Consider the following 24,237-nt stretch of genomic DNA (forward strand, 5'->3'; position numbering starts at 1 on the left):
CCTGTTAGTTAACCTGCTAAAGGTTGCCAGAGAGACTTTAGTCGTTTTTTGGCAGAATTGCTGTGACCCGTGGCACTGGATGGTGAGGTTTGCCTGCTAAGTATTGCTGCCTGAAATAGTTAAAGTGTGCGCTCAGTCCTTCCGCCGCTTGCAAATCGCCAGCCTGCTCCAGCAAAGCGGCAGCAACTTCAACGGTGCAATGCTGTTCCGGTCGCTGGGCTTCGCGTAGCTGATAGTTTGAAGTCATGTTGACGTTAAGAGAAAGCATCGGTAATCCCGCAAGATATGGGCTTTTGCGAAACATTTTCTTTGCTTCTGTCCAAGTGCCGTCGAGCAGAATAAACAGCGGTGGCTTGCCGCCTGCAGGGATCTTATTAAGAACCTGTCGATCCGGTTCGGCGTAGGCTTCGGGAAACACGACATAAGGCTGGCGGGAAGGATCGGCAATGGCTGCTAGTAGCGCCGGGTCTACTTCAGTTCTGGCCCACAGGAAGGCCTGTGTGTTCGGCAGAATATCGGCGATTAAACGGCCGGTATTGCTGGGTTTAAGCGGCTCGGTGTCGAACATCACCAAACAAAAACGGCTGGTGGCCTGTAATGGTCTAATGGTGTCGCACAGACACAGACGCTCGGCCAGCAGGCAATTTTGACAGCGAATGGCGCGACAACCGCGGGCGCGGTAAGGGCGAGTCGAAGCGTCGAGGCGTTGTTTACGCAGGCGCAGAACGGCATTTTCAGTCATAACGGCGGCGGCAGATGGTGTATCAGTCACGACTGACTCCTGAGAAAAAGCGCTATTCTAATCAACCCTTGGGGACAGGGATAGAACAAACGCTCCGGCGGAGAAATTCTCGGCCGGAGCGGGGGAGTTAACCGCGATGATTCACTCGAAATGGGTTAAACTAACGCTAGGGTAAACTGATTACTGCGCCAATTGCTCATCCAGCCAGCCTTCAAAAGGGGCTTTAGGCAGCGCGCCGCTGAGCATATCGACCATTTTGCCGTTTTTATACAGCATAATGGTGGGAATGCTGCGAATGCGAAAACGCGTACTGAGAGCAGGTTCCGCTTCGGTATTGACTTTGACGAAGCGAATCTTGCCTGCGCGCTCATTCGCCACATCTTCAAAGATTGGCGCAAAGCTGCGACACGGCCCACACCAAGGCGCCCAGAAGTCGATAACAACCGGCAGGTCGTCCTGTAGCAGTTTATCCAGCGTTTCTGCGGTGGCGTTGCTCACTTCGCCGTCAAACAGCGAATGACCACAGCGGCCGCATTTAGCGCCATCATCAATACGTTCTTCCGGCAGGCGGTTGGTCGCCATACATGCTGTGCATACCGTATTCATAAATTAGCCTTAATTCTTGGGTAAAGAGAGCTGGAAACAACAGTATTAAGTGGTTTTAGCGTGGGAGAGCGCGACTCTGACCACGGTGTTGTTTCGTTTATGTTATCTATTATGATGACAAATGCTGTCATCGCCAAAAAGGTTTATTCGATGAATACGATAGTTGCCGGCTTTTAGCGCTCGCTTATGGCTTACCGGGCGGACATCAGGTAATCTTCGCGCCCTGCGCGTTGGTGGAGAAGACAATGAACGATTCATTTAGTGGCAAAAACGGCAAAGTTAAAGTGATGTACGTCCGTAGTGACGAGAGCAGCAGCGACGACCGTAACAAAAACAAGCGTCCGGCAGGCAAAGGCCGTCCGGATAACGCACGTCAGGGCGGTTCGCATCAGGGCAATCCACGTCAGGATGGCTCACGTCAGGACAATTCACGTCGTGGTGACTCTCGTCGTAGTGATTCAGGCCGTAATGAAAGCGATCGTCCTCGCCGTCCGGCCCGTTCCGAAGATCGCGGCCCGTACGACTCACCGTGGAAGACCGTTTCCCGTGCGCCGTCCGAAGAGCCAGAGTTTGACCACGGCGGCATCGGCGGTAAGAGCCATATCGATCCGGCACAGCTGCGTCGTCAGCGTGCGGAAGAAACCCGTGTGTATGGCGAAAATGCCTGTCAGGCGCTGTTTAACAGCCGTCCTGATGCCATTGTTCGCGCCTGGTTTGTGCAGTCCGTCACGCCGCGATTCCGCGAAGCGTTGAAATGGATGGCGGCAAACCGTAAGGCTTATCACGTGGTTGATGAAGAAGAACTGGCGAAGGCCTCCGGCACCGAGCATCACGGTGGCGTATGCTTCCTGATTAAGAAACGTCAGGGTCTGGACGCGGAAACTTATCTGCAACAGGCTCCGCAACAAGATTGCGTATTGGCGCTGGAAGAAGTGGGTAACCCGCACAATCTGGGCGCAATTATGCGTACTTGTGCGCATTTCGGTATTAACGGCGTATTGCTGCAAGATCCGGCAATGTTGGAATCCGGTGCGGCAGTACGTACCGCAGAAGGCGGCGCGGAACACATCAAAGCGATTAACGCCGATGATTTCCTCTCCGTATTGGATACCTTCCGTAACGCGGGCTACACCATTGTGACCACTTCCAGCCATAAAGGGACGACTCTGGCGAAAGCCGAGCTGCCTGCCAAAATGGTATTGGTGTTAGGTCAGGAAAGTGATGGTCTGACGGACAGCGCGTGGCAGCAGGGCGATCTCAGCGTTTCTATCGGCGGGACTGGCCGGGTAGAAAGCCTGAATGTTTCCGTTGCGACCGGTATTTTACTGGCGGAATGGTGGCGTCAGAACAGCGGCGAATAAGCCATTGAGCTTTGCGTAGCACGCACAGCCAGTGATTTTGTCGCGTTGATTCAGCGGGTTTAACCCGGTAATCCAGTCAGGCTCAAACTATGTTTGGGCCTGATTTGTTTGTAACGTAATATGTTAAATATTTGATTTTTTCAGTATCAGTATCATCCTGTTTTCATTTATTTCCCCGTAAAATCCAACGGACTCTGTTTTTATTCACATGACTATTAATTGATAAATAAGCGAGATGGTTAATTTGTTTTGTTGTTAATCCTATTACCTATATTAAAAGCACGATAAATATTTTGTGTGATAATTTAATGATTAATTTGCTAATAATTAATTAATCCGCATTTAATTAAAATCAATAAAATAAATTAATTCGATAAAAACAGCTAAATTAGAAATAATAGCTATAATTATTTTTTATGATATAAATCGCTGCTTATGTAATTAGATTGATTAATATATGTAATTTCATGCGAGAATTTAAATTAAATACTTTTAAAAACAAGGCGCTATTGTTTCTATAGTGTTGGCGCAATGATGTCGAAACTCGCTATCAGCGCACTCTATATCACCAAAATAATGTATTTCCCGATTTGAATCATCCCAATTTAATTTATTTGAATGTGAGGAAGAGCTTCATGGAAAGGCGTGCATTTCTGAAAGGAGCGGCAGCTCTGGGTTTAACGGCCGGAGCTGCGTCGGTCAATGCGGTAGAAAATGCGTCATTACCGCTGACGGATGATGTTGAAGGGGCATTAGCCCGTTTCCGTAAAACGGTTCCAGCCAATTTTAATTCCGATTATGTTGAGAATGCGGTTATACCTTTCTTTCTGAGTCGTTTCTATGACGGTGAAAAACCGATGTTGCCGATGATTGGCCTGAGTCTCAGCAAGAAAAATGCGCTGCCCTATGATCTGTGGGGATTGCTGTATAAGGATTGGAAACCGACGCCATCCGAAGGAGAAACCGTATTTTTGCAAGGGCTGGATGAGCGCGGAGAACATAATATGCGTAAGCGCATATATTATTCCGCGGTGACGCCCGATTTATATCAGCCAATGTATCAGGAAAAAATCGCGGCATTTTTCGATCTGTTAATGGAACCGCAATTTGCGGATAAACCTTTTATGCGTCACTACGCGGATCATTATGTCGACGTATATTGGGATCTGCATTTAGGCGTTAAAGGGCAGGCGGTACCGCAAAAGGTTCGTGAAGTCGGTGAGTCTTTTAATGCTGTGCTGGCCTATCGCGATCCTCTTCAACCCATTGTCTACGAACATTATATGAGGGTTCGCAGCAATATTGATTATCTTAAACAATGGATTGATGAGCGCGTGGATGATATTCGAACCGGACGCGTTGCCGAACCGCAAAAAACGCTGGCCTGGTATTGGCTAAAAAACTCCGAAAATAACGATAATTTCAGCAAGAAAGATATCGTTTTTGAGTGTTTCCATAACTTTGTTGCTTTCAATCAATGGGGCAAAACGCTGTATGGCATCATGATGAATCTCAGCGAAAATAATGGCGATCCGGCGGTAAAAGCCGCCTTCAAGAAAACCATGAGCGGAGATTATCAGAATGCCAAAGACGCGGCCTACACGCCGTTGGATCTATTGGTTATGGAGTTATTCCGCACTATTTCGCCAAACGCCCGCAGTGTTTCCGTTGCAGAGGATGTGCAGCATAAAGTGTATGGCGAGCGTTTTGGCCTGCCGTTGAAGCGCCATAGCTATATCAACACGCCTCATACCAGCAGTAACTTCAATCCGGTTCACTGGGCGCAGCCGGAGAAATTTGATCCTGAACGTTATCTCAAGGTGCCGACCAGCGCGGAAATCACCGAAGAAGAATGCAAGCGTATCGGTTTGGCTCGCTGCCCGTTCGATATTACCTCAATGCCGGTAAACGATGGCCGCAATATGGCAGTGACCAACAGCGGATTTGGGACGGTATTTAGCGTCATTGATGATAAAAAACAACCGGTATGTGATTACGCCGGTTTTGCTCCCTTTGGTTTCAGCTATCGCCGTTGTCCGGGAGAGCAGTTTACTATTCAGGTTATGGGCGAATTTTTGACCAAAGTCTGGCGGGATAAAATTACCTTCCATAAACTGGCGTTGGTTAAGCCCGAGAGAGTGCCGATCAGTCCGCGAACGGTGATCGATGACAATATCAGTTTCAGAAGATAGCTATAGATACTCGTGATGTTACTGGCAAAAAAATGCCGCTCGTTGATAAGCGAGCGGCATGAGAATCCTGAATCAGCCTGATTTAGTGGGCACCACCGCCACCGCCACCGGAGGTAAACGGAGGACGGGCAAACCACACTAACACCAGTAATAGCAGGAACACCCCAGCCGACAGCCAGAAAATCTCATTAGCCGAAATTATCAGCCCCTGATTGGTAATTTCCCGTGCCAGATAGGCCGAGGCCTGCTGGTGGTTCATGCCTAACTTCTCCAATTCCTGATAGGTCTGCACCGAATTCGGGTTATACGGATTCACAAACTCCGTTAACTGGGAATGGTGCAGAGACTCGCGCTGACTCCAGAGCGTGGTGGTGATTGAGGTACCAATCGATCCCGCCAGCGTTCGTAAAAAGTTAGACAAACTGGACGCGGCCGCCATTCTTTCCGGCGCTAAACCGGACAGGGTAATCGTGGTCAGTGGCATAAAGAAGCAGGCAATAGCGAAACCTTGCACAAACTGCGGCCACGCTGACGCGCCAAAATCCATTCCCGGCTCGAATGTATATGCCCGCCAGTAGAAACAAACTGCATACATAATGAAGCTGAATGTCACTAGCTGGCGCATATCGATACGATGAGAAAAACGCCCGATAATCGGCGACAGTATCACTGGCAAAATCCCGACCGGAGCCGATGCTAATCCAGCCCAGGTAGCGGTATAGCCATAGACTTCTTGCAGTAACTGTGGCAGCAGTACAATAGCGCCGAAGTACAACATATAGGCCAGGCTGATACACAGACAGCCAATAGTAAAGTTACGCGATTTAAACAGCGAGAGGTCGATAACCGGATGATCGTCGGTCAACTCCCAGACAATTAAGAAGGAAATCGCCACCACCGCGACGGCTGCCAAGACAATAATTTCGGTGGAGTTAAACCAATCCAGCTCTTTGCCCTGATCCAGCATGATCTGCAAGGCTCCGATCCCGACCACCAATAGCACCAATCCGATAGTATCGATCGGTTTGATTTCGGTTTTGGTTTCCCGCCCTTTCAGGGTTTGCATCGCGACCAGAATCACCACGATCCCAATTGGGATGTTGATGAAGAAGATCCAGCCCCAGTGATAGTTATCGCTGATATAACCGCCCAGAATCGGGCCAAATATCGGGGCGACCACGATGGTCATCGACCATAGTGCCAGAGCCATTCCTCGCTTGGCGGGGGGATAGTTATTCAGTAGCAAACTCTGCGACAGCGGGATCAACGGGCCGGCAACCAGCCCCTGAATCACGCGGAAGAAGATCAGCATACCTAAACTATTGGAAACGCCGCATAGCCAGGAGGCTAGCGCGAATAGCGCGGTTGACCACAGAAATAAGCGAACCTCACCAATTCGTTTCGCCAGCCAGCCGGTGATGGGGATCGAGATCGCGTTCGCCACACCAAACGAGGTGATAACCCAGGTGCCCTGTGAGTTCGAGGATCCCAGATCGCCTGCTATGGTCGGTATTGCCACGTTAGCAATGGTGGAATCCAGCACCTGCATGAAGGTCGCCAGCGAGAGCGCGACCGTCATCCAGGCGAGTCTGGAGCCCTCTAGGGGTTTTTGAGCCACATTAGCCTCCGGCGGGCTTAACTGGCATTCGCCTGGATCACATCGGCAATCATTTGATTAACCGGTGCCAGATCCAGAGAAAGCGCATTACTTTCGAAGGCGGGTTTTTTACGTACGCTTTCGGCCAGAACCAATCCATCCTGATTCGCCGTATCGACCCGAACGACGGAAGACAAACCGATACGCAACGGGTGCTCTGCTAGCTGTTTGGCATCCAGCTCGATACGCACCGGCAGGCGCTGTACCACTTTGATCCAGTTACCGGTGGCGTTTTGCGCTGGCAGTAAAGAGAAGGCGCTGCCTGTCCCCATATCCAGACCGACCACTTTGCCCTGATAAACCACATCGTCGCCGTAGAAATCAGTGACTACGGTAGCCGGTTGGCCGATACGCATATTAGCCAATTGGGTTTCTTTGAAGTTGGCGTCGATCCACAGCTCATTGGCGGGAACCACGGCCATCAGCGGCGTACCGCTGGCGATCTCAGCGCCAACTTGCACGCTGCGACGGGAAACGTAACCGGTGATCGGGCTGACAATTTTGGTGCGCTGCAACGCTAACCAAGCGTCACGCATTTGCGCGGCGGCCTGCTCGATAGCCGGTTGTTTCTCCAGCGGCGTATTTAAAACCATGGCCTGATTGGCGTTAAATTGCTGTACCGCTACGTCGAGCGTCGCTTTGGCCGCTTCTACCGCATCGCGGGCGTGTTGCAATTCTTCTCGACCAATCGCATCTGCCGCGCCCAGCACTTCACGACGTTTAAGATCGCTTTGAGCTTTTTTCAGTTCGGTTTTTCTTAACTCGATATTGGCCTGATACTGCTTGCCGTTAATCACGAGCTGGTGGGTTTGACGCACGCTGTTCGCCAGCGCGGTTTGTGCTCTGGCAAAAGCCTGCTCAGCATCGGTGGTATCAAGAGTGACCAGTACATCGCCGCTTTTTACCAAATCGGTATTTTCGAAGTTAACGCTAACAACGCTGCCGGGCACCTGGGACATAATCTGTACCTGATTACCGGAAATATAGGCATTATCCGTTTCCTGATGGTGACGCAGCACCAGGAACCAGTAAACCAGATAAGCTACCCCAATAATGATAAAAATAACCGTCAAGAGAATCAGTATATTCTTGCGCTGCTTCTTTTTATTTTGCGGTTGTGGCGGGGTTTGAATTTCCTCGCTTGCGCTCATGGTGTTCTCCACGCTTTATATTATTTTGTTGTATGAGCCATCGCTGTCGGAGCTTGATAGCCGCCGCCCAGTGAACGGATCAGTCCGATCTTCGCCTGCAATAAGTTATTGCTGGCGCTAAGTTCTGCCTGTTGTTGTTGCAAGAATTGTGACTGGCTGGTCAATAGTTCGCCGCGTCCGATAATCCCGGCTTGATAGCGAGCATTGGCAACGCGATACACCTGTTCCATCGCGGCGGAGGCTGAAGCGGCTTGTTGTAACTGCTGCTGGCTGCTCTGCTGGATGGTAATGGCGTCCGCCGTTTCCTGTACCGCATTTAAAATAGTTTGGTTATAGGCTTCGACAGCTTCGTCGTATAAAGCCGATTCTTCACCGAGTTTGCTGCGTAGCGCGCCTGCGTGGAATATCGGTAGGGAAATTGCCGGAGCAAAGTTCCATGCCTGACTGGCGGCTTCGAGCAGATTCGGGTTAGTCCCCTGGAAATTGGTGGTGGAGAAACCGGCAAAGCCGGTGATTGATAAGCTTGGATAAAACTCTTTTTTCGCCGCCTGTACTCGCTGATCGTAAGATTCGACCAACAAACGTTGAGCGGTGATATCCGGCCGTTGACCCAGTAAATCGGTAGTCAGCTCTGCGGGAGGAGATAAGCGATTAATATCCGGAAGGTTCACCTGACGTAGGTTTTGCGTTGCGCTCGGTCCTTGCCCGGTCAGGGCGGCCAATTGATGTTTTAATTGCTCGCTCTGCGCGGTTAGCTGGATTATTTGCTGTTTTACGCCGTCAGACTGCGCCTGAGTCTGCTGCGGAACTTCAACGCCGTAGATACCCGCCTGATATTGTTTCTGATGTAACGCCACCCGACGCTGATTGTTTTCCACTTCCTGCTGCAATAGCTTTTGCAGCGCCAGATGGCTTTGGAGCTGGTAATAAACCGAAGCTACTGAGCTGGTTAGCGTTAGCGTGGCCTGTTGCTGCTCTGCCCGGGCAGCATCGACCTGTGCTTTAGCCGCGTTGACCCGATTGCGGAATTTCCCCCACCAGTCAAACTCGTAGCTCATGTTTAGCCCCAGCGTATTCGCTGTTTCATACAGAGGCTTGTTTGGATAAGCCTGCAAAAATGGCTGAAGCGTATTTTGCGATATTTTTTGTCGGTTGCTGCTGCCGTACAGGTCCAGATTTGGCCCGTTGGCAGCATCTGCCTGCCCCATCACGCTTTGTGCCTCACGTACCCGCGCCGCCGCCTGTTTCAGCGACGGTGAGGTTTGCAGGCTTTGTGTCATTAATGCATCAAGCTGGGGATCGTCCAGAACCCGCCACCACTGAGAGCTTATCGCCAGCGAACTGGTTTTCGGTTGCGCCAATTGCAGTTGCTGGTTATCCATCATACGAGACTGAGGCGCAATATTATCGCTTGAGGCACAGCCCGCCAGTAGTAAAACGGCGAACAAAGGCGTGACCCTCCAGCTATGTGGGGATGGCATAGTTATGTTACCTGGACAGAGATGTAAGGATTACAATTCTGGCACTTCCATTTGATCCAGACGGGTTAATAGCTTACGAGTCAGCTTTTCAAGCTGTTGCTGCTCGTCAGCATCCAGTGTTGACCAGAGGAAATGCAGACATTTATGTTGCGGCGGCAGGAGTTGGTTTAGAAACTCTTCACCGGCCTTGGTTAAATGCAGATGAAGGCAACGGCGATCGTTATGGCTTTCGCGCCGTTCGATCCAACCTTTTTTCTCCAGCTCATCAGCAATGCGGGTCGCGTTGGTACGAGACGATCCTAATGCTGCGCTCAGTTCTGAAGGCTGAATGCTGTGGCTTTCCTGAGCATCCAAAGTAATTAATGCCATGAACAGGGTTTCGTTAATCCCTTGAGCTTTCAACATCTTATTGCGATTTTCGAGCAACTTGCTATGCATATGCATGCACAGGCGGGTCAGCAGAATTTCCTGGTAAGGGAAGTCCTTCTGACGTTTAGCACGAAAATTAAGCATTTGTTCAATGGGAGTAAACGAGCTTTCCATGATAAAGAGCCTCATTAATTTCAGATGATACAGTAACGATAGTTACTAATAATGTAAACGCTATAATACGGTAAAACTTTAGCAATTAGTGTTATTTCACCGAGGTATAGCGTTGATTAATGCCAAGGATAGTAGGGATATCGCGGAATTGCCCACGTTTTGAATGCGTTATCCCATCATTAGCAATTTGAAGGTTATTCCGTAGCTCAGAGCGCCAAATAAAGTAGCGAAAATGATGCTCTTGGTTTTATAGAAATAGGCGCAGATCACGATAAATCCGACCAAAGTAGGGATGAGTTTGTGCGCGTCACGCACAATTTCCGGCACGCTGGAAACCACCAGTAGGGCGCAAATCGAAGCAATTCCGATACTATCCAGCAGGAGCGAAATTTTCCCGCGTTGCAGACCGGCCTGCTTGCGCGCTGGGCCCAGCCGTAGCGGGAGATAACGGAATAAATAGTTCACCAGCCCGACCACCACGCCGATTACGATGACATCCGTATTCATAGCTGTTGCTCCTTAGCCTGTTTTTCTGCCGCATTTGAATCTGTTAAAGACGCAGCGGGAGGCTGAATTAACGCCGCCAGGCAGCCACCGCAGATACCAGCCAGAATCGCCACCGGAATAGAGAATACGAGTGCTCCCAGCAATGCGCCACCTAGCGAAGCCACCACCGTCAGGCTGTATTGGCGTTTAAAGGAGGCGAGCAGAAAACTCAAAAATAGCGCTGGCAGCATAAAGGACAGTGAGGCTTCAACTGCCGGATAGTTATCTAACGGTCCGTTGCCAAATACGGCACCTACCGCTGTGCCCACCACCCAGGACAGCCAGGAGGTGAATGAGATGCCCAGCATCCAGTTTTCACTCCAGCGGCGCTGATCTTTCATCAGTTTAGCGGTAGCGGCAGCGAAGACTTCATCGGTTAATCCGAAGGCCCACAGGGCGGTTTTCTTACCGGATAGACGCGCCACAATGCGGTGTTTTAACGCGGGGCCATACAGAATATGGCGGACATCCATTGCCATTACCGTTAGGGCGGAAACCCATAGGGACATTCCCGCGCTCAATAATGCGGTAATCACGAATTGGCTGGCACCGGCATAAATAATGCAGGAAAAGAAAATGCTTTCCAGAGGAGTAAACCCCAGCTTAACTGCGCTTAATCCAAAGGCAAAAGCTACGGGGAGATAACCGATCACGATAGGAAGGCTATCGGTCACACCTTCACGAAAACGGGCGATGGGTTGATCGGGGGAAAGGGAGTGAGTTATTGGCTTTGGCATGATGGTAGCTACGGGTCGGCTCGGTTAAAGGGTAGAAAGCAAATTTAAACATTTGGTAACATTACCAGAGTGTTAATACTCTTTGTACCCCATATCCAAAATTTATATCTCAATTTACTATTTGCAAGCTAATCATTTAATTTTTTTAAATTAGCTCACTGGATGATCGGCCGCAGGGTCAAATTTCTTACCCATTAACCACACCACAATATTGAGCAGACACAATCCGCAGCCGGCAATGGCAACGCCGTACCAGCCCGCATGTTGATAGGCAGCGGCAGAAACCAGCGAGCCCAATGCGCCGCCGATAAAGTAAATGGTCATATAACCTGCGGTTAAGCGGTTCCGCGCTTCAGGCATCATACGGTAAATCACGCTTTGGTTAGTGACATGCACCGCCTGCACCGCCAGATCCAAAATGACGACGCCAATGATTAGCGCGATTAACGAATATTGCCCCAAAGCGATGGGGATCCATGACAGCAGCAGCAGGCCCAGACCGGCGCTGGTGGTTAGTCGCGCTTTACCTTTATCCGCCAAACGACCCGCTTTGTTTGCCATCAGAGCGCCAGCGGCGCCCACCAGACCGAATAGACCGATGGTACCTTCGGAATAACCGAAAGGAGGTGAGGCCAACAAAAAGGCCATTGAAGTCCATAACACGCTGAAATTAGCGAAAGACAAGGCTCCCAGCATAGCGCGAGTGCGTAATACCGGCGTACCGAAATACAGCGCAAAAATAGAACTTAGCAATTGCCCGTAGTTCAGACCGGCCTTTTGTTTATAACGCGGTAGGTAGCGCCACAGCACCAGCGCCATCACCGCCATTAGCACGCTGGCAACCCAGAAAATAGTTCGCCAGCCACCGAGGGAAGCCAGTGCGCCAGCCACGGTTCGCGCCAGTAGAATACCCAGCAATAGGCCACTCATGATGGTGCCGACGACCTGACCGCGCTTCTCCGGTTTGGCCAGGGTTGCAGCCAGGGGAACCAGTAACTGCGCGACCACCGAGAACAAACCGGTCAGCGCGGTGCCCACGATCATCATGGTCAGGTTTTGCGACATCGCCGTAATCAGCATGCCGCCAGCGGCTAACAGCGTCATGCCGACGATCAGACCGCGGCGCTCAAACATATCTCCCAACGGCACTAAAAACATCAGCCCAACGGCATAGCCCAATTGAGCTGCGGTAACGATAAATCCAGCCTGATTGACCGAAAGATTAAATGCCTGAGCAATGGTTTCCAGCAACGGTTGAGCGTAATAGTTACTGGCGACCGCCAGACCGGTAGCGATAGACATCAGTACGATCAACGCAGGGCTTAGCCCGGCATGTTCAGTTGTTTGGTTCATGAATAATTCTGCTTAAGATGATGAGGGCGACAGTATTGGATAAATTTAAACGATAAACCAATGTATAATTTTCATCTGATTAATCTCATTTCGAGATAGATAAATGAACCTGAAGCAGATTCGTTATGCACTGGCGGTGGCAGAAACCCAAAGTTTTACTCAGGCGGCGCAACGTTGTCATACGGTGCAATCGGCGCTGAGCCACCAGATTGCTCGTCTGGAGCAAGAGTTGGGTTGCCAGCTGTTTGAACGTACTTCGCGGCGGGTCAGCTTAACCGACGCCGGACAGGCTTTTATTCTGCCCGCTCAACGCTTGTTGGCGGAGCAGCAAAGCCTGATCAATGAAGTTAATGCCGCCAGCGGTAACGTGACCGGTACTTTGACTCTCGGCACTATTTCAACGCTAAATGCCTTTGATCTGACGGAAAAGATTGGAGAATTTAATCGCTGTTATCCGGCGGTGAATATTCGGCTGTATGTTGGAATGAGTGAAACTTTGCTTGAAGACACCCGACAGCAGAAAACCGATGTGTCTTTTGTCGGCATCTGGCCGGGGGATAAAAATACGTTGCCGCTTTCTCATTGTAAGCTAACGGATGAGCCTCTGGTGGCGCTGGTGGCACCGGATCATGTTTTAGCCGGTAAGGCCAGCGTAGACCTGCAAACATTGGCTGCTGTCCCGCTGGTGGATTTCTACAGCGGTACGGGGGCGAGACGTCAAACCGATCGCGCTTTTCAGACCGCGGGTATCAAGCGCCACGTCAATTTCGAGATTGATCATATTGAATGGCTGGAAAATCTGGTGCGACGTGGGCTGGCGGCGGGGATCGTTCCTGTCTCGACCGCTCAGCGGCTAATTTCTCTGGTGTCTATCCCGATCGACGATGGGCCGCGGCGTCAGGTTTATTGCATCTGGCATACGCCGCTTAGCGCTGCCGCCGAACGTTTCCTGCATTTTAGCGGGTTTACCGGACAGGGTATCGCCAGCGCTGAGTAAATCTGGAAAGTCCGTAAGATGAGCGGTTAGATTGCCAGATAAAAAAACAGGCACCGAAAGGCGCCTGTCTGGTTTACGTCAGCGGAGGAGGTTTATTGCGCGGTTTTGTTATTGGCAGCTTCAGCGGCGGTTTTTACCCAGCCGTCAAAGGTTGCCTGATGCGCGGCTATCCAGCCATTCACATGGCGCTCAATATTCGCATCCGATGATTCACCGGCGTGCATTCTCATATTCTGCGCATTCACGTCACTAATCGGTAGTTTCATGATAGAGAACAGTTTGGCGGCAGCCGGATTCGCTTCCGCCCATTTCTTATTGGCGACGATGTGCATCACGCTTGGCGGAAAACCGTAGTTGGCACCGTTAGCCAGTTGGGTATCGATGCTTTTATCCGGCAGGGAGGAGAACGGTACTTGCAGCCAGATTACGTCACGACCCGGAACCAGCACATCGCTAACCCAGTAAGGCGTCCAGGTGTAATACAAAATTGGCTTGCCTTCTTTGTAACGGGTAATGGTATCGGCAATCATTGCCGCATAGTTGCCCTGATTATGGGTGACGGTATTACTCAACCCATAAGCATCAATCTGATGATTAATTGGTGCTTCACAACCCCAACCCGGATTACAGCCAGTCAGATCGGCTTTGCCATCGTTGTTGGCGTCAAACAGCTTGGCAATCTTCGGATCTTTAAGCTGTTCAATATTGGTAATGTGGTATTTATCCGCAGTTTTCTTATCGATCAAATAGCCCTGCGCCAAGCCTTCAATATAATTGCCCTGACGATAGAATTTGGCATCGCCACCCGCCGCTTTATATTGGTCGTCATGCAGCGGCTCCCAGTTTACCGCCAGAAAAGTCGCATCACCGGCAGCGATAGTGGCATAAGCCACGTTGTAATCAACTTCCTTGGTCGGTTGAACGTCGTAGCCGAGTTTTTCCAGCGCTTTATTCACCAGCGCGGTCTGGAAGGTTTCTTCGGAAATGGTGCTTTGAATGGGTAAAACGGTCACGCCTTTGCCCGGTAATTCAGCGGCGGATAATTGAGAGCTAACCAGCGTAGTGAGAGCCAGTGCCCAGATGCCTGTGGTGCGCATGAGTTGTTCCTTCTTAGTCTTGCCCTTCATCTTTCACGCCGCAGCGGTACTGGCTGCAACCTGAAATCTATCGGGCATGAGTAAAATTGATGACTTATTAAGCCCATTTTAGGGAGAGCGCAGCGATGGGATCGAATTGGCGTCAGCCACCTGAACGCCTTTGGCGTGGTAGAACCAAGAATCTCGCTTGAATCCCGTTCCCTGTACTGCGCCGCGATTTTGGCTATCCATAGGGTATTTATATGATTTGTTTTTAACGCTGCCGCTGGGACGATTGCCATTGCGGCAGCGTTAAGAACGCAGGCTATCAGCCCTTGTAACAAGCTGTTATCACGCTTTTTTGATAAAAGGTTTGGCGATCAGACCCAGCGGGCCAGTGGTGTACCAGCGGCCAACGCCTTTGCTACGGCGATCTCGGCCCAGAGATTGAGTTAGGCGGTCGAGGATAATCGCCAGAATAACAATCCCCACGCCACCGACGGCAGCTAATCCCATATCCAGACGGCCAATACCACGCAGTACCATTTGACCTAAACCACCGACCGCAATCATCGAGGCAATCACCACCATAGACAGCGCCAGCATCAGAGTCTGGTTAACGCCGGCCATAATGGTCGGCATCGCCAGCGGCAATTGCACCTTAAACAGCAACTGGCGTGGATTGGCACCAAAGGATTCTGCGGCCTCGATTAGATCTTCCGGCACCTGTTTGATACCTAAAATAGTCAATCGCACTATGGGTGGCAGAGCAAAGATAATGGTGACGACCACGCCCGGCACGTTACCGATACCGAACAGCATCACGATTGGAACCAGATAGACAAACGCTGGTGTAGTCTGCATCGCATCCAATAATGGCCTGATAATTCTGGCGGCGTTATTACTGCGTGCCAGCCAGATCCCGAGGGGCAGCCCGATCAAAATACAGAAGAACAGCGAAGTCAGAACCAGCGCCAACGTAACCATCGCCTGTGACCATGCGCCGATGGCACCGATAGCAATCAGAGACACCAGCGTTGCGACGCCCATCCCCAAGGTAGAAAACTGCCATGCAATCAGAGCGAAAACCAGAATCGCAACCGGCGCTGGCATTCCCAGCAACATGTGCTGAAAACCGCTCAGGATAAAATCAACCGGAACCCGAATGCCCTGAAATACCGGGCGGAAGTGAGTCACAACCCAGTCAATACCCTGTGTAACCCACGAGTCCAGCGGCACCCACGTGTTGTGGAATGGGTCCATCAGGCTAAAATGCTCGGGAGCGACAGCAGGCGCGCTGTTTAACCAGTCTGCGCCTGTTTGTGCGGTTTGGTTGGTTGCTTCCTGAGCCGCCGCGCTGCCCTGAGCCATGCTGGCGCCCCAAGGATCTGCCGCAGCAGAAAGTACCTGCGGCGCAGCATCGGTAGCGGTGGTCGACGCCTGTTGAGCAACATCAGCCGCCGTCTCCCACGGATTATTGATAACCTGCTCGTTAACCTGTGTTGTATTACTCATTTGGCGTCTCCTTATCTAAGGCTTGCAGCAGCATGGCCTTGGAAATAATACCGATATAGTTGTTGTCCTCGCCCACCACCGGAACGGCGCAAGGGGCTTGAGCAACAAGTGAAATCAACTCATTGAGCGGCATATCAGCCGGAACCGGCGCTGGCTCAGCCAATAAGGCATGATCGAGCGGCTGGTTTTCTGAAAGAGCCTGTTTCAATGAATCTATCGATACCACGCCGATAAATTTTTGCCCGCGTTCCAACACATAGCCGTAATCGCGGTCTTCATCCTGAAGTAGTTTTAACGCTGAACGGGGGCCAAATCCTGGAGTCTTGCGGATTAAGGCCACCGGACGACGACGAGCAATATCTTTTGCGCTAAATACGTGACTAATATCAACGCCACGGAAGAAGGTTCTTACATATTCATTTGCCGGATTATTCAATATTTCATCCGGTGTACCGACCTGAACGACTTCCCCGCCTTGCATAATGGCAATACGGTCGCCAATACGCATGGCTTCGTCTAAATCATGGGAAATAAAAACGATGGTACGCTGATGCTTGGCCTGCAATTTCACCAACTCATCCTGCATCTCAGTACGAATTAATGGATCTAGCGCTGAGAAGGCCTCATCCATCAATAATATGTCCGGATTGTTTGCCATTGCTCGCGCTAAACCAACGCGTTGACGCATACCGCCAGAAAGTTCATCGGGATATGAATAAGCATAATTATCCAGACTGACCTGACGTAACGCCTCTAATGCTTTTTCATGGCGTTCTTTTAGCGGGACTCCGGCTAATTCCATACCAAAGGCTGTATTATCTAACACATTCAGATGAGGCATTAAGGCAAATGACTGGAATACCATACTGATTTTATTTCGCCGAACGGTCCGTAATGCACTGTCAGATATTTTGGCAATATCTTCACCATCAATAAGGACTTCGCCGCGAGTAGGTTCTATCAGACGATTGAGAAGGCGTACCAGGGTGGATTTACCGGAACCCGATAACCCCATGATGACGAATATCTCGCCTTCTTCAATGGCCAGACTGGCATCTTTGACGCCAACGGACAAACCGGTTTTACTAAATATCTGGTCTTTATTCATGCCAGATTCAATCAATTTAAAGGCCCGATCCGGGTGCTCACCAAATATCTTATATAAATTTTTTACTTCGAGTTTAATTGCCATGCAGTGGGTATATTCCTCTGTCAATTCTTAGATTATATTTTTTCCTGATGCAAAAATAGAGCGCCATATACCCTAACATACTGAGAGTCTGAGGCAACCCTCAATATTCCGATAATTTATTTGATGTTGTTAATCATGACTTTATATATGAAGTGGCTCATTTGATTTAGATGCGTTAATACTGGGGTTGTTTGAGATGATATCGCAGGTAAATATAAGATATTTTTTATGCCAATAATGAGTGTGAAATGTTTTCTATAGAGATGATAATATGGCAATGTTTTTATCGCTGATATAGACAGATATTTGACAGATATATCAGAGGATATTGTCTTTGATGATAAACATATATTAGTGCGATTAATCTATGGATAATTGGCGTGGCGGAAATTGCTCTCATCCCTTTTGTGCTCTGGGTATAAGCCCAACGAGAATTTTCTTGGCAAGGCTGATTTTGACGTGATTTTTAGCTAAACAGACGGATCTGATAGGCAATTTTTATACTCATAGCGAAAGGAAATTTATCGGGGCAGGGTAGCGATCTGTTATTACCCCTCGCTACCCTCCAGACAGGGATCTCCCTGTTAGTCAGAAAGACCTTCAGCCGCGTTAATTTTCCGGGATCAAAAATCCCAATCTTCATCCTCTGTCGTTACCGCTTTTCCGATGACATAAGAGGAACCGGAGCCAGAGAAGAAATCGTGATTTTCATCAGCATTTGGCGATAATGCAGACAAAATGGCCGGGCTAACTTTGGCCTCGCTGGCTGGAAATAGCGCTTCGTAGCCCAGATTCATTAGCGCTTTATTAGCGTTATAGTGCAGGAATTTCTTCACATCCTCGCTCCAGCCCACGCAATCGTACAAATCTTCGGTGTAGCGCACTTCGTTATCGTATAAATCCTGTAGCAGATCGAAAGCGAAGTTTTTAATTTCCTGACGGCGAGCGGCATCGACCTTTTCCAACCCTTTCTGGAATTTGTAGCCAATATAGTAGCCGTGTACCGCCTCATCCCGAATAATCAGGCGGATCAGATCGGCGGTATTGGTCAGTTTGGCTCGGCTGGAAAAATACATCGGCAAATAAAAACCAGAATAGAATAGGAACGATTCCAGAAATACGCTTGCAACCTTCTTCTTCAGCGGATCCTCGTGGCGGTAATGGCTTAGGATAATCTGCGCTTTTTTCTGCAACGGACCATTCTCTTCACTCCAGCGATAAGCATCATCCACATCAGACGTCATGCACAGAGTTGAAAATATCGAACTGTAAGAACGAGCATGTACCGCTTCCATAAAGCTGATATTGGAAAATACCGCTTCTTCATGTGGGGTGATTGCATCCTGTAGTAGTGCGGGCGCCCCAACGGTATTCTGAATAGTATCCAGCAGCGTCAGGCCGGTGAATACGCGAATGGCCAACTGTTGCTCTTGGAGCGTTAGAGTTGCCCAAGAGGGAATATCATTCGACAGCGGAATTTTTTCCGGCAGCCAGAAATTGGAGGTCAGACGATTCCAGACCTCCAGATCTTTATCATCTTCTATTTTGTTCCAGTTGATGGCTTTCACGCGGGATAAAGGTTGCGTAGCGATCATATTCTTGATTCCTTTTATAACGGCGGCCTACAGTGAGCAGGAGACGCAGCCTTCAACTTCTGTACCTTCCAACGCCATTTGGCGCAGGCGAATGTAATAGATGGTTTTAATACCTTTCTTCCAAGCATAGATCTGGGCTTTATTAATATCCCGCGTGGTGGCGGTATCACGGAAAAATAGCGTTAGCGATAACCCCTGATCCACATGCTGTGTTGCTTGCGCATAGGTATCAATAATTTTTTCCGGCCCGATTTGATAGGCATCCTGATAATAATCGAGGTTGTCATTGGTCATATAAGGCGCAGGGTAATACACCCGGCCAATCTTGCCTTCTTTGCGTATTTCAATCCGCGATACAATTGGGTGAATGCTAGACGTAGCGTGATTGATATAAGAAATAGAACCAGTCGGTGGTACAGCCTGTAAATTCTGGTTATACAGCCCGTGCTCCATAACTGAATGGCGCAAAGCTGCCCAATCATGCTGGGTTGGAATAGGAATCCCTGCACTTGCAAACAATGCCTGCACGCGTGAAGTTTTTGGCTGCCAGCTTTGCTCAATGTATTTGGTGAAATAGCGGCCGGAAGCATACTGTGAATCATCAAAACCTTTAAAACAGCTGCCGCGTTCAATGGCTAATTGATTCGAGGCGCGAATCGCGTGATAGGCAACGGTATAGAAATAGATATTGGTGAAATCCAGTGCTTCTTCAGAACCGTAATAAATCTGTTCGCGAGCTAGATAACCGTGCAGATTCATTTGCCCTAAACCAATAGCGTGAGATTCCTGATTCCCTTTATCAATAGAAGAAACCGAACGAATATGACTCATATCGGAAACCGCAGTTAGCCCGCGGATGGCCGTTTCGATGGTTTGCGCGAAATTCTGCGAATCCATGGTATGAGCAATATTCAGCGAACCGAGATTACAAGAAATATCTTTGCCAACATGTTTGTAACTCAGATCTTCGTTATATTCCGTTGGCTGATTAACCTGCAAGATTTCAGAGCATAGGTTGCTCATGTTGATCCGGCCTTTGATCGGATTCGCTTTATTTACCGTGTCTTCAAACATGATGTAGGGATAACCGGATTCAAACTGAATTTCAGCCAGAATCTGGAAAAATTCACGGGCGCGGATTTTGCTTTTGCGAATACGTTTGTTATCCACCATCTCACGGTATTTCTCACTGACGCTGATTTCTGACATAGGAACGCCATAAACCTGTTCAACGTCATAAGGCGAGAACAAATACATTTCCTCGTTCTGCTTCGCCAATTCAAAAGTAATATCGGGAATCACTACGCCGAGAGACAGCGTTTTAATCCGCACTTTCTCATCGGCGTTCTCACGTTTGGTATCCAGAAAACGCAAAATATCCGGGTGATGGGCATGTAGATAAACAGCGCCAGCGCCCTGACGCGCACCTAATTGATTGGCATAAGAGAAAGCATCTTCCAGCATTTTCATAATAGGAATAACGCCAGAAGACTGATTTTCAATTCGTTTAATTGGCGCGCCCACTTCACGAATGTTGCTCATCAGGAAAGCAACGCCGCCGCCTCGTTTGGATAACTGTAAAGCCGAGTTTACCGCCCGCCCAATGGACTCCATATTATCCTCGATGCGCAGCAGGAAGCAGGAAACCAGTTCGCCCCGTTGTTTCTTGCCACAGTTGAGGAAGGTTGGTGTAGCAGGTTGAAAACGACCAGAAATCATTTCCTCTACCAGATTTCTCGCCAGTTTTTGATCGCCGGCGGCTAGTGTGAGCGCCACTATACAAATACGATCTTCATAACGTTCCAGATAGCGCTGGCCATCGAAGGTTTTTAGCGTATAGCTGGTGTAATACTTAAAAGCACCGAGGAAAGTCGGGAAGCGGAATTTTTTAGCATAGGCTTGCTGGAATAAGCTTTTAATAAAGCTGAAGTCATACTGTTCCAGCACTTCTTTTTCGTAATAGCCTTCTTCTATCAGATAATCGATTTTTTCCTGCAGACTATGGAAAAACACCGTGTTCTGATTAACGTGTTGCAGAAAATATTGGCGCGCAGCCAGACGATCTTTATCGAATTGAATTTGCCCATCCGCATCGTAAAGATTGAGCATGGCGTTCAGCGAGTGATAATCCAGTTCGCTGGTTAATGGGGCTGTCATTGTGAGTTCTGTCGTTGCCAAAATTCGGTTACTCCCTTACGAACATTTGCCACATCTTCATCAGTACCCAACAACTCAAAGCGGTACAGATAAGGGACCTGGCATTTGTGGGAGATAATCTCGCCGGCCAGGCAATAGGCATCGCCAAAATTAGTGTTTCCCGCGGCGATAACGCCGCGGATCAACGCGCGGTTATGCGGATCATTGAGGAAACGGATAACTTGAATCGGTACTGCACCGATCGAACTGCCGCCGCCATAGCTGGGCACCAGCAAAATGTAAGGTTGCTCAACCTTTAATTTTTCCCGTGCTCCGGCAATCGGAATGCGTATGGCCGGAAGCCCCAGTTTCTCCACAAATCGGTGGGAGTTCTCCGATGAGCTGGAGAAATAAACCAGCGGATTCATCATCGTCACCTCTGTCAGACCGCAACGTTTTGACTCAGGGCACTGATTTTATCCGGTCGAAAACCCGACCAATGATTGTCACCCGCCACAATGACCGGCACTTGCTGATAACCGAGGGATTTAATATGGTTGAGCGCCTGGGAATCATTCGTAAGATCAATGACCTGATAGTTAATTCCATGACGATCTAAGGCGCGATAGGTTGCATTGCACTGGACACAATCGGGCTTACTGTAAATAATAATGCTCATGATTCGCATTTACCTTTTGTTTTGAGGTAAGGCGGATAAGTCAGAAATGCGAAGAACGCTCGCGGCCTGACTCCCTCTTTATCCCCCCTGACAGTATTGCCCTGAGCGACAAACAAATACTATATGTAGAGTTTTATTATTTCAACCGCACTATATGTAGTTGTTTTGATGTTTTTGGAATGATTAGACAGCGAAGCGCCGCCAGCCTTGGGCTAGCGGCAAACTGGCGGGAATAAAAAATATTTTTCCAGTAAATGGTTGGAAAAAGGCTGAAAAAAGACTACTGGCGCAAGCTAACGGCCAGGCGGTTAAAGGCATTCATGATGCTAATAGTAAAGGTCAGATCTGAAATTTCTGTATCGCTAAAATATTTTTTCAATAAATCAAAAGCGTTGTCCGGCGCACCGGTTGTCGCGATATGGGTAACGGATTCAGCCCAGGCCAGTGCAGCGCGCTCGGCATCGTTATATGCTCCGCTGACCTGCCATCCGGCTAACATATCGATTTTACTTTGGCTGACACCGCTGTCGCGTAGGGCTTTCCCGTGCATATTCAGGCAGTAGGCACAGCCGTTGATTTGTGAAACTCGCATGAAAATCAGTTCAATCAGGGATTTGTCGAGAGAACTATTTTCCAGCGTCATCAAGGCATTCATGAGTGCTTGATAGGTGGAAGAGGACAGCTGAGAGTAATTAAGACGTTGTTCGATCATGGAAAGTACCTTCTACAAGTGCAGTGACGTTGAGAGCGACTCTACCAACCCCATGACCTATACTATAGTGGCATAACTTGATTTTTTTTATGGGTCATGATGATGAGTATTCCCGTTCAATTGCAGGTTGATCGTCAGCAAAATGAACCTGTTTTTCGCCAGATTTATCTGCGATTTAAAGAAGCCATAACGCAACGAATACTCTTGCCAGACACCCGAGTTCCGTCGGTTCGCGCTCTGGCCAGCGATCTGGGCGTAGCCAGAGGAACGGTAGAAAATGCCTATGCTCAATTGATTGCAGAGGGCTATTTACAAAGCCGAGGGCAATCAGGGACTTATGTATCAGACCAACTGCCAAGGGTGACCGCTCCAATCCCCGCCGAGCCGTCAAAACCGCGGCCAGCCGCTAACATCAACCACGCTTTTGCTCTGGAAACAGAAAGTCCGCTACCTTTTCAACTGGGGCTACCAGCCCTTGATGCCTTTCCCTATGGGCTGTGGGCGCGAATTGTTAATCGACAGGCTCATGCCGCGACTCGCGCTTCATTGGGGCATCCGCCAGCTACCGGACTCTCAGTTTTACGCGAGGCAATTGCCAGTTATCTCCAGCTTTCCCGCGGATTCCATTGCTTACCGGAACAGGTTTTTATCTGCTCCGGTTATCAGTCTCTGCTGGATTTGGCGATATCGACGCTGTTGCTTCCCGGGGATGCGGTTTGGCTGGAAGATCCGGGCTATCCGGTTACTCAGCAGTTATGCAGAGAGGCAAAGCTGCGCCACGAGCCGATTCCGATTGATGCGGAAGGGATGAATCTGGGTGCAGCTATAGCCAAAGTGCCTGATGCCAGAGCTGCTATTGTCACCCCGGCACATCAAAGTCCAACGGGCGTTGCCCTGAGTCTACTGCGCCGCTTGGCGCTATTGGAGTGGGCTGCTGAGCAGCAGAGCTGGATTGTAGAGGATGATTATGACAGTGAATTTCGCTATCAAGGTCGGCCACTACCGTCGCTAAAAAGTCTGGATCGTCAGGGGCGGGTGCTATACGCCGGGACATTTAGCAAAGTAATGTTTCCGGCATTACGTATAGCCTATTTGGTGGTGCCTAAGGAATTAGTTGATAAGTTTACTCAGCGTTGTCGATTGCGCGCCTGTACCGTGCCGGTGCTGATTCAATCCAGCGTGGCTGAATTTATTCGTCAAGGGCATTTTTACCGACATTTGAAACGAATGCGGCATTTGTATCCTGAACGGCGGGCATGGTTAGTGGCGGCTTTGGAGAGCCAGCTAGGTGATATTTTGCAGGTCGAAGAGCAGGCTGGCGGGATTCAGCTATTGGCACGTTTGGATAAGAATTACAGCGATCGGCTGGTGGCTACGCTGGCGCATCAGCAGGGATTGGCGATACAGGCACTTTCTGATTGGCAAATAGCTATTTCTGGTAGCAATGGATTACTGTTGGGCTTTACCAATTTGCAGTCAGCAGATGACGCGAAAAGGCAAGTATCTCGTTTGGCATCGATTATTCGGCTTATGGAGAGAGAATGATGCCTAAGATCGGATAAAACAATTCGACCCACGTCCAAAAGGCAGTGGGCCGAAAAAAGAGCTATCTGCTAGCCTGCGACTAACGACGCGACAATAATACGCCGAGCACGACACCGACTGCGGCACCAATACCAACGCCCTGCCAGGGTTTGTCACGAACGTAGCTGTCGGCGTTGCCCACGACGTCTCGTGCATGTTGGGTCAGTGAGGTGGAACCGCTAAAGCGCGCTCTGGCATCTCTCAGCACGCCTTCTGCATTTTGACGAACTTTTTCCAGCTCTTCTTTGGTTTTATCACCGGAAGAGCGCAGGACATCATCGAGAGTATCTGCCAGCAGATTTACATCTTGATCGATATTTCGTTCAACTTTCTCTGATTTCTTGAACATTATGCTCTCCGTTTTACTTAGTAGACATTAAGC

Annotated in this window: 23 protein-coding genes; 4 read left to right on the forward strand and 19 right to left on the reverse strand. The window is 49.4% G+C overall.

The window, feature by feature from the left end:
- Positions 1-37 precede the first annotated feature (37 nt).
- Both PL78_RS14875 and trxC read right to left on the reverse strand, forming a co-directional pair.
- Entirely contained in the window at positions 38-742 is a 705-nt protein-coding gene (locus PL78_RS14875) for a tRNA-uridine aminocarboxypropyltransferase (protein ID WP_064518468.1), read from the reverse strand.
- Between the two features lie 180 nt (positions 743-922).
- The gene (gene trxC / locus PL78_RS14880) at positions 923-1,348 is read right to left on the reverse strand and encodes a thioredoxin TrxC (protein ID WP_071925600.1); all 426 of its coding nucleotides are present in this window, start codon (positions 1,346-1,348) and stop codon (positions 923-925) included.
- Between the two features lie 245 nt (positions 1,349-1,593).
- Here trxC and PL78_RS14885 point away from each other — a divergent pair, with 245 nt between their 5' ends.
- Both PL78_RS14885 and PL78_RS14890 read left to right on the forward strand, forming a co-directional pair.
- On the forward strand, positions 1,594-2,709 hold the full coding sequence (locus PL78_RS14885; protein WP_064516674.1) for a tRNA/rRNA methyltransferase: 1,116 nt from the start codon (positions 1,594-1,596) through the stop codon (positions 2,707-2,709).
- A 635-nt stretch (positions 2,710-3,344) separates the two neighbouring features.
- The gene (locus PL78_RS14890; protein ID WP_084414342.1) at positions 3,345-4,901 is read left to right on the forward strand and encodes a twin-arginine translocation signal domain-containing protein; all 1,557 of its coding nucleotides are present in this window, start codon (positions 3,345-3,347) and stop codon (positions 4,899-4,901) included.
- Positions 4,902-4,983: 82 nt separating this feature from the next.
- Here the strand turns inward: PL78_RS14890 and emrB are convergent, their stop codons facing one another.
- The 7 genes from emrB to PL78_RS14925 form a co-directional block, all read right to left on the reverse strand.
- Positions 4,984-6,519, reverse strand: a complete 1,536-nt coding sequence (emrB, locus tag PL78_RS14895) for a multidrug efflux MFS transporter permease subunit EmrB (protein ID WP_064516676.1) — start codon at positions 6,517-6,519, stop codon at positions 4,984-4,986.
- Between the two features lie 17 nt (positions 6,520-6,536).
- Positions 6,537-7,709 carry a multidrug efflux MFS transporter periplasmic adaptor subunit EmrA gene (gene emrA, locus PL78_RS14900; protein WP_064516678.1) on the reverse strand — a complete coding sequence of 391 codons (1,173 nt, stop codon included), beginning with the start codon at positions 7,707-7,709 and terminating at the stop codon, positions 6,537-6,539.
- Positions 7,710-7,729: 20 nt separating this feature from the next.
- Positions 7,730-9,190: an efflux transporter outer membrane subunit gene (locus tag PL78_RS14905; protein WP_064516680.1), complete on the reverse strand. Its 1,461-nt coding sequence runs from the start codon at positions 9,188-9,190 to the stop codon at positions 7,730-7,732.
- 30 nt (positions 9,191-9,220) lie between these two features.
- On the reverse strand, positions 9,221-9,733 hold the full coding sequence (gene mprA / locus PL78_RS14910; RefSeq protein WP_049601928.1) for a transcriptional repressor MprA: 513 nt from the start codon (positions 9,731-9,733) through the stop codon (positions 9,221-9,223).
- 168 nt (positions 9,734-9,901) lie between these two features.
- Positions 9,902-10,240, reverse strand: coding sequence for an L-valine transporter subunit YgaH (gene ygaH, locus PL78_RS14915; RefSeq protein ID WP_064516682.1), 339 nt, complete (start codon positions 10,238-10,240; stop codon positions 9,902-9,904).
- Positions 10,237-11,016, reverse strand: coding sequence for an AzlC family ABC transporter permease (locus tag PL78_RS14920; protein ID WP_064516684.1), 780 nt, complete (start codon positions 11,014-11,016; stop codon positions 10,237-10,239). The genes ygaH and PL78_RS14920 overlap by 4 nt, the downstream gene beginning before the upstream one ends.
- Positions 11,017-11,166: 150 nt before the next feature.
- A complete protein-coding gene (locus PL78_RS14925; RefSeq protein WP_064516686.1) occupies positions 11,167-12,369 on the reverse strand; it encodes an MFS transporter in 1,203 nt (400 codons plus the stop codon).
- 103 nt (positions 12,370-12,472) lie between these two features.
- Here PL78_RS14925 and PL78_RS14930 point away from each other — a divergent pair, with 103 nt between their 5' ends.
- A complete protein-coding gene (locus PL78_RS14930) occupies positions 12,473-13,366 on the forward strand; it encodes a LysR family transcriptional regulator (RefSeq protein WP_064516687.1) in 894 nt (297 codons plus the stop codon).
- A 92-nt stretch (positions 13,367-13,458) separates the two neighbouring features.
- Here PL78_RS14930 and proX read toward each other — a convergent pair whose 3' ends face one another.
- The 9 genes from proX to PL78_RS14970 all read right to left on the reverse strand — a co-directional run bounded on the left by proX (position 13,459) and on the right by PL78_RS14970 (position 22,271).
- A complete protein-coding gene (proX, locus tag PL78_RS14935; RefSeq protein WP_064516689.1) occupies positions 13,459-14,463 on the reverse strand; it encodes a glycine betaine/L-proline ABC transporter substrate-binding protein ProX in 1,005 nt (334 codons plus the stop codon).
- A 108-nt stretch (positions 14,464-14,571) separates the two neighbouring features.
- On the reverse strand, positions 14,572-14,694 hold the full coding sequence (locus PL78_RS20900) for a hypothetical protein (protein ID WP_256966726.1): 123 nt from the start codon (positions 14,692-14,694) through the stop codon (positions 14,572-14,574).
- Positions 14,695-14,793: 99 nt separating this feature from the next.
- Positions 14,794-15,957 carry a glycine betaine/L-proline ABC transporter permease ProW gene (gene proW / locus PL78_RS14940; protein WP_064516691.1) on the reverse strand — a complete coding sequence of 388 codons (1,164 nt, stop codon included), beginning with the start codon at positions 15,955-15,957 and terminating at the stop codon, positions 14,794-14,796.
- The gene (gene proV / locus PL78_RS14945; RefSeq protein WP_049601949.1) at positions 15,950-17,149 is read right to left on the reverse strand and encodes a glycine betaine/L-proline ABC transporter ATP-binding protein ProV; all 1,200 of its coding nucleotides are present in this window, start codon (positions 17,147-17,149) and stop codon (positions 15,950-15,952) included. Before proV ends, proW begins: the two co-directional genes overlap by 8 nt.
- Positions 17,150-17,772: 623 nt before the next feature.
- On the reverse strand, positions 17,773-18,744 hold the full coding sequence (nrdF, locus tag PL78_RS14950; RefSeq protein ID WP_064516692.1) for a class 1b ribonucleoside-diphosphate reductase subunit beta: 972 nt from the start codon (positions 18,742-18,744) through the stop codon (positions 17,773-17,775).
- 27 nt (positions 18,745-18,771) lie between these two features.
- The gene (gene nrdE / locus PL78_RS14955) at positions 18,772-20,922 is read right to left on the reverse strand and encodes a class 1b ribonucleoside-diphosphate reductase subunit alpha (RefSeq protein ID WP_064516694.1); all 2,151 of its coding nucleotides are present in this window, start codon (positions 20,920-20,922) and stop codon (positions 18,772-18,774) included.
- Positions 20,898-21,308, reverse strand: a complete 411-nt coding sequence (nrdI, locus tag PL78_RS14960) for a class Ib ribonucleoside-diphosphate reductase assembly flavoprotein NrdI (RefSeq protein ID WP_064516696.1) — start codon at positions 21,306-21,308, stop codon at positions 20,898-20,900. The genes nrdE and nrdI overlap by 25 nt, the downstream gene beginning before the upstream one ends.
- A gap of 14 nt (positions 21,309-21,322) precedes the next feature.
- Positions 21,323-21,559, reverse strand: a complete 237-nt coding sequence (nrdH, locus tag PL78_RS14965) for a glutaredoxin-like protein NrdH (protein WP_064516697.1) — start codon at positions 21,557-21,559, stop codon at positions 21,323-21,325.
- A 280-nt stretch (positions 21,560-21,839) separates the two neighbouring features.
- Positions 21,840-22,271, reverse strand: a complete 432-nt coding sequence (locus PL78_RS14970; protein WP_064516699.1) for a carboxymuconolactone decarboxylase family protein — start codon at positions 22,269-22,271, stop codon at positions 21,840-21,842.
- Between the two features lie 96 nt (positions 22,272-22,367).
- Here PL78_RS14970 and pdxR point away from each other — a divergent pair, with 96 nt between their 5' ends.
- On the forward strand, positions 22,368-23,816 hold the full coding sequence (pdxR, locus tag PL78_RS14975; RefSeq protein ID WP_064516701.1) for a MocR-like pyridoxine biosynthesis transcription factor PdxR: 1,449 nt from the start codon (positions 22,368-22,370) through the stop codon (positions 23,814-23,816).
- Between the two features lie 79 nt (positions 23,817-23,895).
- On the opposite strand, the gene PL78_RS14980 is transcribed toward pdxR, so the two are convergent.
- On the reverse strand, positions 23,896-24,204 hold the full coding sequence (locus PL78_RS14980; protein ID WP_064516703.1) for an ElaB/YgaM/YqjD family protein: 309 nt from the start codon (positions 24,202-24,204) through the stop codon (positions 23,896-23,898).
- Positions 24,205-24,237: the final 33 nt, after the last annotated feature.

Source organism: Yersinia entomophaga (assembly GCF_001656035.1).
GTDB classification, from domain to species: Bacteria; Pseudomonadota; Gammaproteobacteria; order Enterobacterales; family Enterobacteriaceae; genus Yersinia; species Yersinia entomophaga.

What these genes read in the sequence shown, in the direction of transcription:
- PL78_RS14875 (WP_064518468.1), bottom strand. Translation starts at nt 742, where the DNA reads ATGACTGAAAATGCCGTTCTGCGCCTGCGTAAACAACGCCTCGACGCT.
- PL78_RS14980 (WP_064516703.1), bottom strand. Translation starts at nt 24,204, where the DNA reads ATGTTCAAGAAATCAGAGAAAGTTGAACGAAATATCGATCAAGATGTA.
- PL78_RS14890 (WP_084414342.1), top strand. Translation starts at nt 3,345, where the DNA reads ATGGAAAGGCGTGCATTTCTGAAAGGAGCGGCAGCTCTGGGTTTAACG.
- PL78_RS14920 (WP_064516684.1), bottom strand. Translation starts at nt 11,016, where the DNA reads ATGCCAAAGCCAATAACTCACTCCCTTTCCCCCGATCAACCCATCGCC.
- ygaH (WP_064516682.1), bottom strand. Translation starts at nt 10,240, where the DNA reads ATGAATACGGATGTCATCGTAATCGGCGTGGTGGTCGGGCTGGTGAAC.
- PL78_RS14885 (WP_064516674.1), top strand. Translation starts at nt 1,594, where the DNA reads ATGAACGATTCATTTAGTGGCAAAAACGGCAAAGTTAAAGTGATGTAC.
- mprA (WP_049601928.1), bottom strand. Translation starts at nt 9,733, where the DNA reads ATGGAAAGCTCGTTTACTCCCATTGAACAAATGCTTAATTTTCGTGCT.
- PL78_RS20900 (WP_256966726.1), bottom strand. Translation starts at nt 14,694, where the DNA reads ATGGATAGCCAAAATCGCGGCGCAGTACAGGGAACGGGATTCAAGCGA.
- PL78_RS14925 (WP_064516686.1), bottom strand. Translation starts at nt 12,369, where the DNA reads ATGAACCAAACAACTGAACATGCCGGGCTAAGCCCTGCGTTGATCGTA.
- nrdI (WP_064516696.1), bottom strand. Translation starts at nt 21,308, where the DNA reads ATGAATCCGCTGGTTTATTTCTCCAGCTCATCGGAGAACTCCCACCGA.
- trxC (WP_071925600.1), bottom strand. Translation starts at nt 1,348, where the DNA reads ATGAATACGGTATGCACAGCATGTATGGCGACCAACCGCCTGCCGGAA.
- nrdF (WP_064516692.1), bottom strand. Translation starts at nt 18,744, where the DNA reads ATGATCGCTACGCAACCTTTATCCCGCGTGAAAGCCATCAACTGGAAC.
- proW (WP_064516691.1), bottom strand. Translation starts at nt 15,957, where the DNA reads ATGAGTAATACAACACAGGTTAACGAGCAGGTTATCAATAATCCGTGG.
- emrA (WP_064516678.1), bottom strand. Translation starts at nt 7,709, where the DNA reads ATGAGCGCAAGCGAGGAAATTCAAACCCCGCCACAACCGCAAAATAAA.
- proX (WP_064516689.1), bottom strand. Translation starts at nt 14,463, where the DNA reads ATGCGCACCACAGGCATCTGGGCACTGGCTCTCACTACGCTGGTTAGC.
- pdxR (WP_064516701.1), top strand. Translation starts at nt 22,368, where the DNA reads ATGATGATGAGTATTCCCGTTCAATTGCAGGTTGATCGTCAGCAAAAT.
- nrdH (WP_064516697.1), bottom strand. Translation starts at nt 21,559, where the DNA reads ATGAGCATTATTATTTACAGTAAGCCCGATTGTGTCCAGTGCAATGCA.
- PL78_RS14930 (WP_064516687.1), top strand. Translation starts at nt 12,473, where the DNA reads ATGAACCTGAAGCAGATTCGTTATGCACTGGCGGTGGCAGAAACCCAA.
- PL78_RS14970 (WP_064516699.1), bottom strand. Translation starts at nt 22,271, where the DNA reads ATGATCGAACAACGTCTTAATTACTCTCAGCTGTCCTCTTCCACCTAT.
- PL78_RS14905 (WP_064516680.1), bottom strand. Translation starts at nt 9,190, where the DNA reads ATGCCATCCCCACATAGCTGGAGGGTCACGCCTTTGTTCGCCGTTTTA.
- proV (WP_049601949.1), bottom strand. Translation starts at nt 17,149, where the DNA reads ATGGCAATTAAACTCGAAGTAAAAAATTTATATAAGATATTTGGTGAG.